The following is a 16,990-nucleotide window of genomic DNA, read 5'->3' as shown; positions in this document are numbered from 1 at the left end:
CGTGGGCGAAGACGCGCACCCGGGCCGCGAGGGGAACAATGAACGCACACACTGACCGCGGCGACCACGAGCCGTTGGCGATCGTCGGGATCGGGTGCCGCTTCCCCGGCGGGGGCGACTCGGCGGAGAGCTACTGGCGCCTGCTGTGCAGCGAGACGGACGCCACCAGCGTGGTTCCCGAGACACGGTGGAATGCCGCGCGCTACCACGACCCGAACCCGGCAAAGGTCGGCAAGATCGTCACCTCCCGCGGCGGATTCCTGCGCGACATCGACCAATTCGATGCGCAGTTCTTCGGCATCTCGCCCCGGGAGGCGCACTCGCTCGACCCTCAACAACGTCTCCTGCTGCAGGCGACGTGGGAGGCGCTGGAAGACGCGGGCATACCCGCCGACACGCTGGCGGGCACCGATGTCGGGGTCTTCGTCGGCGGCTTCACCCTCGACTATCAACTTCTGCAGAACCAGGGCCGCACCAGTCGCTACCGGTTCAAGCCGCATTCGGCCACCGGGATGATGATGACGATGCTGGCGAACCGGATCTCGTATGCGTTCGACTTCCGCGGGCCCAGCATGACGCTCGATACCGCGTGCTCGAGTTCGCTCGTCGCGATTCACCTTGCGGCGCAGAGCATCTGGAACGGCGAATCGCAGGTCGCCCTGGCCGGCGGCGTGAACGTCATGATCGGACCCAACACCGCCATCGCCGAATCCAAGAGCGGGTTTCTCAGTCCGGACGGGCGTTCCAAGGCCTTCGACGACTCCGCGGACGGCTACGCCCGGGGAGAGGGTGGGGCGATCGTGGTGATCAAACCGCTCGAGAAGGCGCTGCGCGACGGCGACGAGATCTACGCACAGATCCTCGGCACGGCGGTGTCGCAGGACGGCCACACCGACGGCATCACCGTGCCGAGCGAAAAGGCCCAGGAGGCCGCGATCAGGAGGGCTCTGCGGCGAGCCGCTGTCCAGCCCGCACAGGTCGGTTATGTGGAGGCGCACGGCACCGGGACACCCGTCGGGGACCCCATCGAGATGCGGGCGCTGGCCGGGGCGTTGTCGGCGGACCGGCCGGCGACCAAACCCCTCCTGATCGGATCGGTCAAGACCAACATCGGCCACCTCGAGGCCGCCGCGGGCGTCGCCGGACTGATCAAGGCGGCGCTGGTGGTCAAGCATGGCCACATCCCGGCCAACCTGCATCTGCGCACCCCGACCAGACACGTCCGCCTGGCGGATCTGAGGATCGACGTTCCCGCCGCGGGCCGGCCTTTCCCCGATTGCGAGCGACGCGTGGCGGGCGTCAACTCGTTCGGATTCGGCGGCACCAACGCGCACGTGGTGCTCGCCGAGCCGCCCGCCCCGCGGTGCGCCCGCGAACCGGAGCAATCGCGTCCTCTGCCGCTGACGGTTCTGCCGGTCTCGGCGCGCAGCGAGGAGGCGGCGGTCGCGGCGGCCGGCCGGTTGGCCGAGCACTTGGCGACCCACCCCGAGGTGACCCTGGCGGACCTGGGGTACACACTCAGTCGGCGACGCGCCCATCTGAGCCACCGCTGCGCGGTGGTCGCCGAGTCCATCGCCGAAGCGCGAGAACAACTTCGAGCCGTCGCCGACGCGGGACAGCTCCTCACGGAGCGCGCCCTGCCGACCGCACCCAGACTCGCGTTCGTCTGCACCGGAATGGGTCCCCAGTGGTGGAAGATGTGCCGAGGCCTGCTCGACGTCTTCCCCGCGTTCACCGACAGCATCCGGCGGACCGATCGTGAGCTGTCCCGCTACACCAACTGGTCCCTGATCGAAGAGCTGGGACGCGACGAAGCCCGTTCTCGCATGGCGGAAACCGAGATCGCGCAACCGGCGAACTTCGCCATCCAGATCGCGCTGGCCGAGCAACTCGCGAGTTTCGGGATCCGACCCGACGCGGTGATCGGCCACAGCGCCGGGGAGGTCGCCGCTCACCATCTGGCCGGTCTGCTCACCTTCGAGCAGGCGATCGAGGTGATCTACCACCGAAGCCGGCTCCAGCAACGCGCCAGCGGGCGGGGCGGCATGCTCGCCGTCGGCCTGGACGCCGAAACGCTCCTGCGCACCGTAACGGACACGACCCGAGCCGAGTTCGGACGGCGGGTGTCGGTGGCCGCGATCAACGGCCCGTCGACGGTGACCATCGCCGGGGACAACGACGTCCTGAACGACGTCGCCCGGCAGTTGGACGAGGCCCGGATCTTTTACCGTCACCTCTCGGTCAAGGTGCCCTACCACAGCTACCACATGGACCCGCTCAAGGAGGACCTCCACGGTGCGTTGCGGGGAATGTCGTCGAAGGCCGCCACGCTGCCCCTGTACTCGACGGTGACCGGCGAGACGTTGGACAAATACGACGCCGGCGCCGCGTACTGGTGGCAGAACACCCGCGCCACAGTCCTGTTCGAACCGGCGATCCGCCGCATGATCGAGGACGGCTACACCCATTTCGTCGAACTGGGCCCGCATCCCGTCCTGGCGGCCTCGATCCAGGAAACCGCCGGGAGCCAACGGGTCACGGTGCACGCGACCCAGCGCCGTGACCACGACGACGGCCGAACGATCATGAACTGCCTCGCCGCGCTGCACTGCCACGGCCATGAGATCGCCTGGGAGGCGCTGCAACCGCGCGCCGGCGCGCGGCTTCTGAAGCTGCCCGCCTATCCATGGCAGACGAAGCGCTTCTGGACCGAAACGCAGGAAGCGGTGGAGTCGCTGTACTACAACCCGGCCCACCCGCTGCTGGGGCAGCCGGTCGGCGCCGTCCACCCCACCTGGGAAGCCGAAATCACCGGCGTCGTCAACACTTTCCTCGCCGATCACCGCGTGCAGGGCAGCGTGGTGTTGCCCGGGTCGGTGTACGTCGAGATGGGCCTCGCGGCCGCCGAGCTCACCTACGGCTCGAAGCACAGCGTCGACAACCTCGTGTTGCACCGCGCCGTCATCCTCGACGAGACGTGCGACCCCATTCTGCGGACCACGCTCGACGAACGGGACGGCACGCTGGAGTTCACCGCGTTCAGCGCAACGGCCGACGGGGAGCTCAAGTGGGCGCTCACGGCGACCGCGGAACTCAACACCCTACCTGCTGCCCCGGCCCGCGGCGGTCCGCCCGACGACATGGGCCTCGCCGCGATCGACGGTGCGCAGTTCTATGCCCGCACCGGCGCCGTCGGATTCGACTACGGCGAGGCGTTCCGCTGCGTGCAGCGGGTGACCGCCGGAGAGGACTGGGCGGTCGCCGAGATCACCGTCCCGGCCCGGATCGCGGCCGAGCTGGCGGAGTACCGATTCCATCCGGTGCTCATCGACGGCGCCTTCCAAACGCTTTTCGGCGCACCGTTCCTCGGCAAGGAAGAAAACGAGGTGCCGTACCTGCCGACCCGGATCCGCCATTGCGCCGTCTACGGCCCGCCCGACGAGCACATGACGGTGCGCGTGCGCGTAGTGTCCGCGACCAGGGAGGCGATCGAGAGCGACATCACCGTCAGCGACCTGCGCGGGGTCCCGCTCGCCGTGTTCGACGGCTTCACGGTGCAGTCGCTGAGCGCCTCGTCCCGCGTATCGCCCGAGCACATCGACAAGGGACTCTACGAACTGCACTGGCGCCCAATGGACGACGCCGGCGACCGGTTCGCCGACCCCACCGGAGATTCGTCGTGGCTGGTCCTCGCCGACACGTCGGGCACCGGCTCGCTGCTCGCCGGTGAGCTGCGCCGCCGTGGCCACCGGGTGCACACGGTCGAGCGCGCCGAGGCCGCCGATCGACTGGACGACCTGTTCGGCGCGCACCTCGGCGGTGACACCGGCCTCGCCGGCGTCGTCGACTGTTGGCCGCTCGACGCCCGCTCTGAAACCGACACCGGGACATGGCGTCCCGTTCTGGATCTGCTGAGAACCCTCGCCACGGGCGCCGCCGGCAAGCCGCGCCTCTTCCTGGTCACGGCCAACGCGCAACCGGCACCCGGAACCCGGCTGACCGCGAGCCCGCAGGCCGCCGTCTGGGGACTCGGCCGGGTCATCGGTCACCAGGAGTTCCCCGAATTCTGGGGCGGCCTCATCGATGTCGACGAGGCAGACGATCGCGGCACCACCGCCGCGCGCATCTGTGCCCACATCCTCGGCGACTCGGCCGAGGACCAGATCGCGATCCGGGGCGGCACGACGTTCGTTCCGCGGCTGCGCCCGTGCACCGGCCTGACGAAGCCCTTCCCCACCAAGCTCGCCGCCGACGCGACGTACGTCGTCACCGGCGGGGCGGGAGCGCTGGGCCGCGTCGCCGCCACCTACCTGGCCGAGCGGGGCGCCCGCCACATCACGTTGCTCGGCCGCAGCGCAATCCCCCCGCGAAGCGACTGGGCGGCGCTGACGGACCGCGACGCCCACTTCGCGGCCGTGACCGCGATCCGGGCGATCGAGCGCCTCGGCGCCCACGTCGCGACCGCCGCCGTCGATGTCACCGACGCCGCGCAGGTGAGGGCGTGGCTGAGCGATCACATGGCCGAGGCCGGCCGGCCGGTCCGCGGCATCATCCATGCCGCGGGGCTGGTCGACGACCAACTCCTGCTCAACATGAGCGACGCGGATTTCGCCAAAGTGCTGGCGCCCAAGGTTGTCGGCGCCCGCGTGCTGCACGACGCCTTCGACGGGCACGACCTCGCGTTCTTCGTCATGTTCGGGTCCGCGGGGTCGGCCATCGCCTCGCCGGGCCAGGGCAATTACGCGGCGGCCAATGCCTATCTCGACGCGTTCGCCCACTACCGGCAGGCTCAGGGGCTGCCGGCCGTCACGATCGGGTGGGGGCCCTGGTCGGTGGGCATGGTCGAGGAGCTCGGGCTCGAGGACGTCTACACGCAGCGGGGCATCGAGCTGATCACACCCGCGATGGGTGCGCGGATCCTGGATCGGCTGATCAACCAGAGCGCGCCGAACGTCATCGCCATCGGCGCCGACTGGGGCCGGGCCCGCCGCGCCGCGTTCGGGGGGCGAGTAGTGCCGATGTTCGCCGAACTCGAGGCCACCGAAACACCCTCGCACTCAAGCGATCCGCAATCCTCGATCCTCGAGGTCCTGGCCGGTGCGGCGGCCGCCGACAGGGCGGCGCTGGTCGCGGACCACGTTCGCCGCATCGTCGCCACGGTCTTCGACTGCGCCGTCACCGACATCGAGCCCGATGCCATCCTCGATGAGATCGGGCTGGATTCCATGATGGCCATGGACTTCCGGGTGCGGATCAACACGGCGTTCTCGATCGACCTGCCGGTGCTGGAGATACTCAGCGGCGTGAGCGTGAACTCCGTGTCGGATCGGGTGCTCGCCGAACTACTCCGCATTCACGGTGACACGCCCGCGAGCTCCGCGGAACCGGTTGCCGCGCAACCGTCCGACAGCGACGTCGACCGGCTGATCGACGAGCTTTCCGACGACGAGCTCGCCGAACTGCTGGCCGAACTCGGGGCGCAGGACGCCCGGCCCGAGGCCGGAGGGGCGAACCCGTGACTGAAAAATCCGCGGTGCACGTTCGGGGGTTGTCGAAGGACTACGGGCGGGTGCGAGCGGTGCGGGATCTGGATCTCGACGTCGGCTACGGCGAGATCTTCGCGATCCTCGGCCCCAACGGGGCCGGCAAGTCGACGACCATCGAGATCCTCGAGGGCAACCGGCGGCGGGATGCCGGAGACGTGCGGGTGCTCGGCGCGGACCCGGGGATGGCGGGCAGGGACTGGCGCGCCCGGATCGGCATAGTTCTGCAAGAGGTCAGCGACGCCGGGATGCTCACGGTCGGGGAAACCGCGTCGCTGTTCGCGAGGTGCTACGGCACCGCGCGCGAGCCCGGTGAGGCGCTCGAACTGGTCGGGCTCGCTTCGGTTTCCGGTGCGCGGGTCAGGAAGCTGTCCGGGGGACAGCGCCGCCGCCTCGACGTCGCCCTCGGCATCATCGGCATGCCCGAACTGCTGTTCCTCGACGAGCCGACGACCGGGTTCGATCCCGAAGCCAGGCGGCAGTTCTGGGACTTGATCAGGCTCTTGGCGGCCGACGGCACGACCATCCTGCTGACCACGCACTACCTGGAGGAGGCCGCAGCGCTCGCCGACCGCGTCGCGGTCATCGCCGGCGGGCGGGTGGTCGCCGTGGACTCGCCGACGAAGCTGACCGCACACGTCGACTCGGCTGCGACCGTGCAATGGCTTCAGGGAGGCGAAATTCGGATGCAGAAAACGGATTTCCCGACGCAGCTGATCAGGCGGCTCAGCGAGGACGGCGCGGAGCTGGCCGAGCTGACGGTCACCCGGCCGTCGCTCGAGGACGCCTACCTGCGTCTGATCGGGGTGGCGTGAACACCATCGAGCGCGCGGCCGCGCCCGCGCGACGACGCCATCGGGCCACGCCGGCCAAGTCATCGCTTCCGTCGGTGGTGCGGATCGGATTCTCACGCGTGATCCCCGAATTGAAGATGTTCTACCGTCGGCCCGAGCAGCTGGCCCTGACGTTCTCGATGCCGGCGGTGATCTGCGTTCTGCTGGGGTCGATCTTCTCCGCGAAGCTGCCCGGCAGCGACATCAGCACCGGCGCCGTGATCGCGGCGAGCATGCTCGCCTACGGCATCCTGTCGACGTCGTTCATCAACCTCGGTATCAGCATCGCCGCCGACCGTGACACCGGGGCGTTGCGGCGGCTTCGCGGCACCCCGACGACCGCGGCGTCATACTTCGTCGGCAAGGTCTGCCTGGTCGCCATCGTCAGCCTCGCCGAGGCCGTCATCCTGCTCCTGGTCGGGGTGCTGGCCTTCGACCTGCACCTGCCGACGAGCCTTTCCGGATGGTTCACCCTGACGTGGGTCTTCCTTCTGGGTGTGATCAGCTGCTCGCTCGCGGGCATCTTCATCAGCAACGTCGCAAGCAACGCGGTGTCGGCCGCCGTCATCACCAACGGGCCCGCGGTGGGTCTGCAATTCGTCTCGGGAACCTACGTGCCGCTCATGGTCCTGCCGCAATGGATGCTGTCCATCGGGTCGCTGTTTCCCGTCAAGTGGATGGCTCAGGGATTCCGCTCGGTGCTGTTGCCAAGCCGGATGGCCACGTTCGAACCGGCCGGCAGCTGGGAGCACGGGCGAATACTGCTGGTCCTCCTCGCGTGGAGTGCCGGCGGACTGATCGCGTGCCTCAGCGTCTTCCGGTGGTCGGATCAGCGCTGAACGGCGGCGCCGGGCCCGGGTGAGTATGTTTTGGCCATGACGTCCAACAAATGGTCGGAAGCCGACGTCCCGGACCAGAGCGGCCGCGTTGCCGTCGTCACCGGCTCCAACACCGGAATCGGCTACCAGGCGGCCGTCGTGCTGGCCTACCGCGGCGCCCACGTGGTGCTGGCCGTGCGCGACCTCGCCAAGGGCAACGCCGCCCTGTCGCGCATCGTCGCCGCACATCCCGGCGCCGACGTCACCCTGCAGGCCCTGGACCTGAGCTCGCTGGACTCGGTGCGTTCCGCGGCCGACGCGCTGCGGGCGGCCTACCCGCGCATCGACCTGCTGATCAACAACGCCGGGGTGATGTGGACCCCCAAACAGCTCACCGCCGACGGCTTCGAGATGCAGTTCGGCACCAACCATCTCGGCCACTTCGCGCTGACGGGCCTGCTGCTCGACCACCTGCTGGACGTGCGCGGCTCGCGGGTGGTGACCGTCAGCAGCCTCGGCCACCGGCTGCGCGCCGCGATCCACTTCGACGACCTGCAGTGGGAGCGCAACTACGACCGGATCGCCGCCTACGGGCAGTCCAAACTGGCCAACCTGCTGTTCACCTACGAGCTGCAGCGCCGGCTGGCCGCCAACCCCGAGGCGAAGACCATCGCCGTCGCTGCGCACCCCGGCGGCTCCAACACCGAGCTGGCCCGCAACCTGCCGGCGATCTTCCAGCCGCTGAAGGCGGTGCTGGGGCCGGTGCTGTTCCAGAGCGCGGCGATGGGAGCCCTGCCCACCCTTCGTGCCGCCACCGACCCGGACGTGCAGGGCGGGCAGTACTACGGCCCCGACGGCTTCCTCGAACAGCGCGGCCACCCCAAGCTCGTGACGTCCAGCGCGCAGTCCCACGACGAGGAACTGCAGCGCCGGCTGTGGGCCGTCTCCGAGGAGCTCACCGGCGTCACGTTCGGAGTCTGAGTGCGCTCCGTCGACGAACATCAGCGGGTCGTCGCCGGCCTGATCCGGGCCCGGCCGGCGACCACGGCCACGTTGGCGGACGCCCAGGGGCTGGTCCTGGCCGACGACGTCGTCGCGGGGCTGGCGCTGCCGGTGTTCGACAACTCCGCGATGGACGGATACGCGGTGCGGGCCGAGGACATCGCCGCCGCGACACCCGGGCACCCAGTCGTGCTGCCCGTCGCCGAGGACATCCCGGCCGGACGCACCGACGAGTTGGCGCTGCTACCCGGGACGGCACACCGCATCATGACCGGTGCGCCGCTGCCGGCGGGCGCGACGGCCGTGGTGCCGGTGGAAGACACCGACGGCGGGATGGACACGGTGGCGATCCGGGCGCCCCGCGAGCCCGGCAAGCACATCCGGCGGGCGGGTGAGGACGTCGCCCCGGGCACCACCGTGCTGCGCCGCGGCCAGGTCGTGACCCCGGCGATGCTCGGCCTGGCCGCGGCGCTGGGGATGGCCGGCCTGCCGGTACTCCCGCGCCAGCGGGTGCTGGTGATCTCGACCGGGTCGGAGCTGGTGGTTCCGGGTCTCCCGCTGCGCCCCGGCCAGATCTACGAGTCCAACTCGGTCATGCTGGCCGGCGCCGTCCGCGAGGCCGGCGCGGAGGTGCTCGCCGTCGAGACCGCCGAGGACGACGTCGCGCAGTTCGCCGCGATCCTGGACCGGCACGCCGCCGCGGCCGACCTCGTGATCACCAGCGGTGGGGTCAGCGCGGGCGCCTACGAGGTGGTCAAGGACGCCTTCGGCCGGGAGGGCGACCAGGGGGTCGAGTTCGTCAAGGTGGCCATGCAGCCGGGGATGCCGCAGGGCATCGGCCGCGTCGCCGGCACCACGATCGTCACGCTGCCCGGCAACCCGGTCAGCGCGCTGGTGTCCTTCGAGGTGTTCATCCGCCCGGCGCTGCGCCGGGCCATGGGCCTGCCGGACCCGGAGCGCCCACAGCGCCCCGCGATCCTCACCGAGTCGCTGACCTCGCCGCGCGGCAAACGCCAGTTCCGGCGCGCGATCCTCGACGCCGGCGACGGCACGGTCATCAGCTACGGGCCTCCGGCGTCTCATCACCTGCGGTGGCTGGCGTCGGCGAACGCGCTGCTGGACATCCCCGAAGACGTCGTCGAGGTGGCCGCCGGGACCGAGTTGCAGGTGTGGGACCTGGCCTAGGTGGCTGGTGTTTTTCGCGTGGCGTTGACCGGGTAATCGGGTGCGGTCGGCGAGAATGGTTGGGTGAGTTTGGGTTTGACGCCGAAACAGGCGGATTTGTGGCGGTCGACGGTGGATTTCTGCGAGGGCCGGGTGGCGCCGGACTCGATTTACAGCGTGCTGCACCGGGAGTGCTTCAACTTGTTCGGCGATGAAATGTTCGCCGACTTGTTCACCGATGTCGGCCGGCGCAGCGTGCCGCCGATGATTGTGGCGGTGGTGATGGTGTTGCAGCGCATCGAGGGGCTTTCGGATCGGGAGGCGGTGGATCGGTTCGCGTTCGACGCGCGGTGGAAGTATGCCGCGGGCGGGCTGGACTTCGATTATCCGGGGTTTGTGCACACCGTGTTGGTGGACATGCGCGCGAGGCTGGCCCGCTCGGATCGCCCGGACCGGATCTTTGAGGTCACCCTGCAAGCGGCCAAGGCGGCCGGGCTGGTGGGCCGTAAGCGGGTGCTGGACTCGACCCCGCTGTATGACGCGGTGGCCACCATGGACACGGTCACATTGATCCGCTCGGCGATCCGGGGACTGCTGGCGGTCGCCGGCGCGGAGCTGCAACCCGCGCTGCGGGCGCGGCTGTCCCGCGACGACGACTACGTCAGCGCCGGCAAACCGGTGTGTGACTACGACGACGTGGCGGCGCGCGAGGCGCTGGTGGACGCGCTGGCCCGCGACGCGTCTGCGCTGCTGGCCTGCCTGGATGAGCAGGCGCTGAAGCCCGAGGTGGACAAGGCGGCCAAACTGTTGGCCACCGTGGTCGGCCAGGACCTCGACCAAGACGCCGCCGACGGGATATTCCGCATCGCGCGCCGTGTGGCCGCCGATCGGGTGATCTCCACGGTGGACCCGCAGGCACGCCACGGCCACAAGACCTCCGCGCGGGGTTTCGACGGATACAAGGGTCACATCGCGATCGACCCCGACGCCGAGATCATCACCGCCACCGAAGTCACCGCCGGCAACGCCGGCGACGCCCAACCCGCCACCGACCTGCTGGCCGGCGACCTACCCACTCCGGTGACCAGCGACACCAACACCGCCGACGGAGATTGCGTTGATCCTCAGGACGACTCGAGCCTCGGTGCAAGTGCTGGCACGACGACCGCGGCCAGCGCGGTCGGTGATGGTGATGGCGACGGGAGCGCCCCCAGCGTGTGCGGAGCCCAAGACCAGCGATGCCCGGCGGTTTACGGCGACGCCGCCTACGGTGCGGGCAAACTGCTGGCCGTGTTGGAAACCGCGGGCGCGGAAATCTTCACCAAGGTGCAGCCACCGACCGCGCCGGGTGGCCGCTACGCCAAGGACCGCTTCGTCATCGACCTCGACGTCGGCACGGTCACCTGCCCGGGCGCGGTGACCGTGCCGATCCGCCCGGCCAAGGGCGGCGGCGGCAACGCGGTGTTCGGCCCGGCTTGCGCCTGCTGCCCACTGGCCGAGCAGTGCACCAGCTCAACCGCCGGGCGCACCATCGCGATCAGCCGCTACGAGGCCGAACTCACCCGTGCTCGCACCACCCAAGCAGATCCGGGCTGGGTCGCCGACTACAAGGCCACCCGGCCGAAAGTGGAACGCAAGATCGGCCACCTGATGCGCCGCCGCCACGGCGGCCGCCGTGCGCGCGTGCGCGGCACCACCAAGGTCGCCGCCGATTTCTCCCTGCTGGCCGCCGCGATCAACCTCGCACGCCTGGGTGTGCTCGGATTACACCGGGAAGGCGCAAACTGGGCCGCCGCCACGACCTGAGGCCGGTCGGCGATGCCAACCGGCCCACCAGGACCGCCTGTAGACCAGCCAAGCAACGGAATCGCCAATCCCGACAACCGAATTCACCTGAGCTAGGAACCGCTCACGACCACACGAGCATCGCCCAATAGCCCGACCGGTCAACCAGCGCCCCCACAATGGCCGTTCGACACCAGCCACCTAGGGCCGCCCCCCGGCTCGACTCTGCGGCGCCACGCGCCGCGGCTCCGTAAGATGACCGCGTGGCCCGACGCCCGCCCATTATCGGCCCGACCGCGCAGGACCCGACTTTCGGTCCGCGACACGTGCTGGAGCTGGTCCGCTCCACGGTCCCGCCCCTGCATCCGGCCGGGCGGCCGTTCGTCGCCGCCGGCCTGGGGCTCGCCCTGGCGGGCCGCCACCACCGCTGGCTGCGCCGGGCGGGTCTGCTGGCCGCGGGTGCCTGCGCGGGGTTCTTCCGGCACCCGCCGCGGGTGCCGCCCTCGCGGGCCGGCGCCGTGGTGGCGCCGGCCGACGGCGTGGTCTGCGTGGTCGACGCCGCGGCCCCGCCCGCCGAACTCGGCATGGGTGACGCGCCGCTGCCGCGGGTCAGCATCTTCCTGTCCCTGCTGGACGCCCACGTGCAGCGCGCGCCGGTGACCGGCGAGGTGATCGCGGTGGAACACCGCCCGGGTCGCTTCGGGTCGGCCGACCTGGCGTCGGCCAGCGCCGAGAACGAACGCACCAGCCTGCGGATCCGGACCGAGGGCGGCGCAGAGGTCGTGGCGGTGCAGATCGCGGGGCTGCTGGCGCGCCGCATCGTCTGCGACGCGCGGGTGGGCGACAAGTTGTCCGTCGGCGACACCTACGGGCTGATCAGGTTCGGCTCCCGGTTGGACACCTACCTGCCGCCGGGCGCGGTGCCGCTCGTCGAGGTGGGCCAGCGGGCGGTCGCCGGCGAGACCGTCCTGGCCGAGCTGCCATGAGCATCAGGCCGCGGGCCAGGCGGGCGGTGAGCCTGCAGATTCTGCCCAGCTCGATGACCGTGCTGTCGATCTGCGCGGGGCTGACCGCGGTCAAGTTCGCCCTCGAGCACCAGCCGAAAGCCGCGATGGCGTTGATCGCCGCGGCCGCCATCCTGGACGGTCTGGACGGCCGGGTGGCGCGCATCCTGGACGCCCAGTCGCGGATGGGTGCGGAGATCGACTCGCTGGCCGACGCGGTGAACTTCGGGGTCACCCCGGCGATCGTGCTCTACGTGACGATGCTGTCGACGTCGCCGGCCGGCTGGGTGGTGGTGCTGCTGTACGCGGTGTGCGTGGTGTTGCGGCTGGCGAGGTTCAACGCGCTGCTCGACGACGGCAGCCAGCCCGCCTACGCGCGCGAGTTCTTCGTCGGGATGCCCGCGCCGGCCGGCGCGGTGTCGATCATCGGCCTGATCGGGCTCAAACTGCAGTTCGGTGCGGGCTGGTGGACCTCGCCGGTGTTCTTGTGCGTCTGGGTGGTGGGGACCTCGATGCTGCTGGTCAGCAAGGTCCCGATGAAGAAGATGCACGCCGTGGCGGTGCCGCCGAGCTGGGCGGCGCCGCTGCTGGCGGTGCTGGCGATCTTCGCCGCGGCCGCGGTGCTGGCCCCCTACCTGCTGATCTGGGCGATCATCCTCGCCTACCTGGTGCACATCCCGTTCGGCGTGCGCAACCAGCGCTGGCTGGCCGCCCACCCCGAGGCCTGGGCCGACAAGCCCAAGCAGCGGCGGGCCGCGCGGCGCGCGATCCGCCAGGCCCGGCCCCACCGCCGGTCGATGGCGCGGCTGGGGCTGCGCAAACCGGGCGGGCGTCTGACATGACGGGGCCCGGTCGGCTCACGCTCACCGCCCGGCTCAACACCTCGGCCCTGGACTCGCGTCGGGGCGTCGTCCGCTTGCACCCCAGCGCCGTCGCGGCGCTCGGGATCCGGGAGTGGGACGCGGTGTCGCTGACCGGCTCGCGGACCACGGCGGCCGTGGCCGGCCTGGCCCGCCCGCGCATCCCCGTCGGCACCGTGCTGCTCGACGACGTGACGCTGTCCAACGCCGGGCTGCGCGAGGGCACCGCGGTGCTCGTCGGCGCGGTCACCGTGTACGGCGCGCGCTCGGTGACACTGGCCGGCTCGTCCCTGACGACCCGGTCGGTGTCGCCGGTGACCCTGCGCCAGGCCCTGCTCGGCAAGGTGCTGACCGTCGGCGACGCCGTGTCGCTGCTGCCCCGCGACCTCGGCCCCGGCACCTCGACGTCGGACGCCACCCGCGCGCTGGCGGCCGCGGTCGGCATCAGCTGGACGTCGGAGTTGCTGACCGTCACCGGCGCCGACCCGCACGGGCCGGTCAGCGTGCAGCCGAACACGCTGGTCACCTGGGGGGCCGGCGTCCCGGCCGGCGCCGGGCCGGTCGCCCGGGAGCCGATGAGCACGGGAACCCCGGCGATCCTCATCGAGGAGCTCAAGGGCTCGCAGCCGCAGGCCGCCAAGCTCGCCGAATGGCTCAAGCTCGCGCTCGACGAACCGCACCTGCTCGAGACGCTGGGCGCCGGCGCCAATTTGGGGGTGCTGGTGTCGGGCCCGGCCGGGGTGGGCAAGGTGACGCTGGTGCGCGCGGTGTGCGACGGCCGCCCGCTGGTGGAACTCGACGGCCCGGAGGTCGGCGCGCTGAGTCCCGAGAACCGGCTCGCGGCGGTGGCCGCGGCCGCGCAGCAGGTTCGCGGCAACGGCGGCGTGCTGCTGATCGCCGATGTGGACGCCCTGCTGCCGGCCACCGCCGAGCCGGTGGCCGCCCTGATCCTCGGCGAGCTGCGCACCGCGGTGGGCACCGGGGGCGTCGCGTTGATCGCCACGACCGCGCGACCCGACCAGCTCGACGCCAGGCTGCGCGCCCCCGACCTGTGCGACCGGGAGCTGCGCCTGCCGTTGCCGGGCGCCGCGACGCGCAAGGCGCTGCTGGAGGCCCTACTGAAGCCGGTGCCCACCGAGAACCTCCTTCTCGACGAGATCGCTTCCCGCACGCCAGGTTTCGTCGTCGCCGATCTGGCCGCGCTGATGCGCGAGGCGGCGCTGCGGGCCGCGTCGCAGGCCAGCACCGACGGGCAGCCACCCCGGCTGAGCCAGGACGACCTGGCCGGCGCCCTCGGCGTCATCCGGCCGCTGTCCCGCTCGGCCGGCCAGGAACTGGCGGTCGGCAGCGTGACCCTCGATGACGTCGGCGACATGGCCGAGGCCAAACAAGCGTTGACCGAGGCGGTGCTGTGGCCGCTGCAGCATCCCGACACCTTCGCCCGGCTGGGCGTCGATCCGCCCCGCGGCGTGCTGCTCTACGGCCCGCCCGGCTGCGGCAAGACGTTCGTGGTCCGCGCGCTGGCCAGCACCGGGCAGTTGAGCGTGCATGCGGTCAAGGGCTCGGAGCTGATGGACAAGTGGGTGGGCAGCAGCGAGCGGGCGGTCCGGGAGCTGTTCCGCCGGGCCCGCGACTCCGCGCCGGCGCTGGTGTTCCTCGACGAGGTCGACGCGCTGGTGCCCCGGCGCGGGCAGAGCGTCGACTCCGGCGTGAGCGACCGCGTGGTGGCCGCGCTGCTGACCGAACTCGACGGCATCGACCCGCTGCGCGACGTCGTCGTGCTCGGCGCCACCAACCGTCCCGACCTGATCGACCCCGCGCTGCTACGGCCCGGGCGGCTGGAGCGCCTGGTGTTCGTCGAACCGCCCGATGCCGCTGCCCGCCGCGAAATCCTGCGCACGGCAGGCAAATCGATACCACTGAGCGCCGACGTGAACCTCGACGACGTGGCCGCCGGGCTCGAGGGCTACAGCGCCGCGGACTGCGTGGCGCTGCTGCGGGAGGCGGCGCTGGCCGCGATGCGGCGGTCCATCGACGCCGCCGACGTGACGGCCGCCGACCTGGCGGCGGCCCGCGAAACCGTCCGCCCCTCATTGGATCCGGTGCAGGTGGATTCGCTGCGCGCGTTCGCCGGGGCCGGATAGGGTCTCACGGCTCCGGCAGCGCCGCCCAGTCGGTCGAGAGCCGCGCGGCGAACCGTGGGGCCCGCCGTTCCCGGAACGCGGCCACCCCTTCCCGGGCGTCGTCGCCGCCCAGCACGCGGTGGTGCAGCTGGGTTTCCAGCGCCGCCACCTGCCGCGGGCTGTAGCCGTGGATCGCGGTGTCCCACAGCAGCCGCTTGCACAGCGCGGCCGACATCGGCGCCACGTTGGCCGCGATGTCGCGGGCGATCTCCATCGTGTGCTCGAAGACCTCGCCGGCGGGCAGCGCCCGGTTCGCGACGCCGAGCGCGACGGCCTCGGCGCCGCCGAAGGTGCGCCCGGTCAGCAGGAGCTCCGCGGCGACCCCGAGCCCGGCCAGCCGCGCCAGCGTCCAGTGCGCCATGCAGTCGGGGATCACGCCCCGGCGCACCTGCACCACACCGTATTTCGCGTCCGCGGCGACGACACGCAGGTCTGCCTGCAGCGCGATCGTCAGGCCGATGCCCACCGCGTGACCGTTCACCGCCGCGAGAACGGGCTTGCGCAGTTCGAACGCGGCCGGGTCGATCGGCGACGCCGAGAACGTGCCGTCGTCCGCCGGGGAGTCGAAAGGCGATGCGCCGCCGGAGAAGTCGGCGCCGGCGCAGAAGGCGCGGCCCGCACCGGTCAGCATGATCGCCCGGACGTCGTCGTCGCGGTCGCATTCGGAGTACGCCGCACTGAGCAGCCGGCCCATCTCGGCGGTGTAGGCGTTGAGACGCTCGGGGCGGTTGAGGGTGAGCACCGCGACACCCGCGGCAACCTCCACCGTCACCGCCGAGGTCATCGCGGCGCCCGGTGCAGCGCGGCGATCAGGTCCGCGACGTCCTGGCCGCGCGGGGTGTAGCCCGGGAAATAACAGCACACCTCCTCGGCGTGCTCGCCGAACCGCTCGGCGATCTGCCGCGCGCACTCCTCGGGGCTGCCGGCGACCCCGATCCGGGCCACCATCGGTTCGGTGATCATCGCCCGCATCTCGGCGAAGCGGCCCTGCTTGGACAGCGCGTTGAGTTCGGGCTGGATGTCGGCCCACCCTTCGACCTCGAGCACCGGCAGGTAGGCCGGCGTCGAGCCGTAGAACCCGATCAGCGACGCCACCCCGTCGACCGCGGCCGCCAGGTCGGCCTCCTCGCGGCCCACGGCGACCATCGCCTGGGCCACGATCTGGAAGTCGCCCGGCGAGCGCCCCGAACGGCGCAGCCCCTCGGCGACGGCGGGGATCGTGCGCTCGGCCAGATGGCGGGCGCTGTTGAACGGCATGACCAGCAGCCCGTCGGCGGACTCGGCGGCCGTGCGGGTCATCACCGGGCCCAGCGCGCCCAGCAGCACCGGCGGCGGCCCGAACGGGTTGGGCCCGGGGTTGAAGTTGGGCGCCATGATCGTGTGCGTGAAGAACTCGCCGCGAAAATCCAGGCGGCCCCGGCCCTCCCACGCCGCGAAGATCGCCTTGATCGCCGCGACGGTTTCGGCCATGCGGGCCGCCGGCCGCTCCCACTTACTGCCGTAACGCTTCTCGATGTGGGCCTTCACCTGCGACCCCAGGCCGAGCCGGAACCGGCCGCCGCTGTGCTCCTGCAGGTCGTAGGCCGCGTGCGCCAGGTGCAGCGGGCTGCGCGGCGGCGCGATCGCCACGTTGGTCATCAGGTCCAGACGGGTGTCGCCGGCGGCGAGCAGCAGCGGGAAGAACACGTCGTGCTGACCCTCGAAGGTGAACAGGCCGTCGGCGCCCGCTTCGGCGATCCCTGCCGCGCTTGCCCGCGCACCCGCCGGTGCGCCGTCGATCTGCAGATGCACCTTCATG

At 71.3% G+C, this 16,990-nt stretch carries 11 protein-coding genes; 9 read left to right on the top strand and 2 right to left on the bottom strand.

Annotated elements, in window-relative coordinates:
- The first annotated feature begins 38 nt into the window (after positions 1 to 38).
- The 9 genes from ACJ512_RS03660 (at position 39) to ACJ512_RS03620 (ending at position 15,153) form a co-directional block, all read left to right on the top strand.
- Positions 39 to 5,519 carry a type I polyketide synthase gene (locus tag ACJ512_RS03660; protein WP_407688610.1) on the top strand — a complete coding sequence of 1,827 codons (5,481 nt, stop codon included), beginning with the start codon at positions 39 to 41 and terminating at the stop codon, positions 5,517 to 5,519.
- Positions 5,516 to 6,358 (top strand): ABC transporter ATP-binding protein, encoded by an 843-nt coding sequence (locus ACJ512_RS03655; protein WP_369740869.1) that lies wholly within the window; start codon positions 5,516 to 5,518, stop codon positions 6,356 to 6,358. The genes ACJ512_RS03660 and ACJ512_RS03655 overlap by 4 nt, the downstream gene beginning before the upstream one ends.
- Positions 6,359 to 6,432: 74 nt before the next feature.
- Positions 6,433 to 7,215, top strand: coding sequence for an ABC transporter permease (locus ACJ512_RS03650; RefSeq protein ID WP_369741779.1), 783 nt, complete (start codon positions 6,433 to 6,435; stop codon positions 7,213 to 7,215).
- Positions 7,216 to 7,251: 36 nt separating this feature from the next.
- Positions 7,252 to 8,175: an SDR family NAD(P)-dependent oxidoreductase gene (locus tag ACJ512_RS03645; protein WP_369740870.1), complete on the top strand. Its 924-nt coding sequence runs from the start codon at positions 7,252 to 7,254 to the stop codon at positions 8,173 to 8,175.
- Positions 8,176 to 9,381, top strand: coding sequence for a molybdopterin molybdotransferase MoeA (gene moeA, locus ACJ512_RS03640; RefSeq protein WP_407688609.1), 1,206 nt, complete (start codon positions 8,176 to 8,178; stop codon positions 9,379 to 9,381).
- Between the two features lie 63 nt (positions 9,382 to 9,444).
- Complete coding sequence (locus tag ACJ512_RS03635) at positions 9,445 to 11,166, top strand: transposase (protein ID WP_407689781.1); 1,722 nt, start codon at positions 9,445 to 9,447, stop codon at positions 11,164 to 11,166.
- A gap of 242 nt (positions 11,167 to 11,408) precedes the next feature.
- Positions 11,409 to 12,131 (top strand): phosphatidylserine decarboxylase, encoded by a 723-nt coding sequence (locus tag ACJ512_RS03630; RefSeq protein ID WP_407689227.1) that lies wholly within the window; start codon positions 11,409 to 11,411, stop codon positions 12,129 to 12,131.
- Entirely contained in the window at positions 12,128 to 12,991 is an 864-nt protein-coding gene (pssA, locus tag ACJ512_RS03625; protein ID WP_407689226.1) for a CDP-diacylglycerol--serine O-phosphatidyltransferase, read from the top strand. Before ACJ512_RS03630 ends, pssA begins: the two co-directional genes overlap by 4 nt.
- Positions 12,988 to 15,153, top strand: coding sequence for an AAA family ATPase (locus tag ACJ512_RS03620; RefSeq protein ID WP_407689225.1), 2,166 nt, complete (start codon positions 12,988 to 12,990; stop codon positions 15,151 to 15,153). Before pssA ends, ACJ512_RS03620 begins: the two co-directional genes overlap by 4 nt.
- A gap of 4 nt (positions 15,154 to 15,157) precedes the next feature.
- Here the strand turns inward: ACJ512_RS03620 and ACJ512_RS03615 are convergent, their stop codons facing one another.
- Positions 15,158 to 15,976 carry an enoyl-CoA hydratase/isomerase family protein gene (locus ACJ512_RS03615; RefSeq protein ID WP_407689224.1) on the bottom strand — a complete coding sequence of 273 codons (819 nt, stop codon included), beginning with the start codon at positions 15,974 to 15,976 and terminating at the stop codon, positions 15,158 to 15,160.
- Positions 15,973 to 16,989, bottom strand: coding sequence for a TIGR03617 family F420-dependent LLM class oxidoreductase (locus tag ACJ512_RS03610; RefSeq protein WP_407689223.1), 1,017 nt, complete (start codon positions 16,987 to 16,989; stop codon positions 15,973 to 15,975). The genes ACJ512_RS03615 and ACJ512_RS03610 overlap by 4 nt, the downstream gene beginning before the upstream one ends.
- Between the last annotated feature and the right edge of the window lies 1 nt (position 16,990).

Origin of the sequence: Mycobacterium cajalii, assembly GCF_045809005.2 — a bacterium.
Classification (GTDB): domain Bacteria; phylum Actinomycetota; class Actinomycetes; order Mycobacteriales; family Mycobacteriaceae; genus Mycobacterium.
Note: the sequence above shows the minus strand (reverse complement) of the source record. Positions and strands in the feature narration are given on the sequence as shown.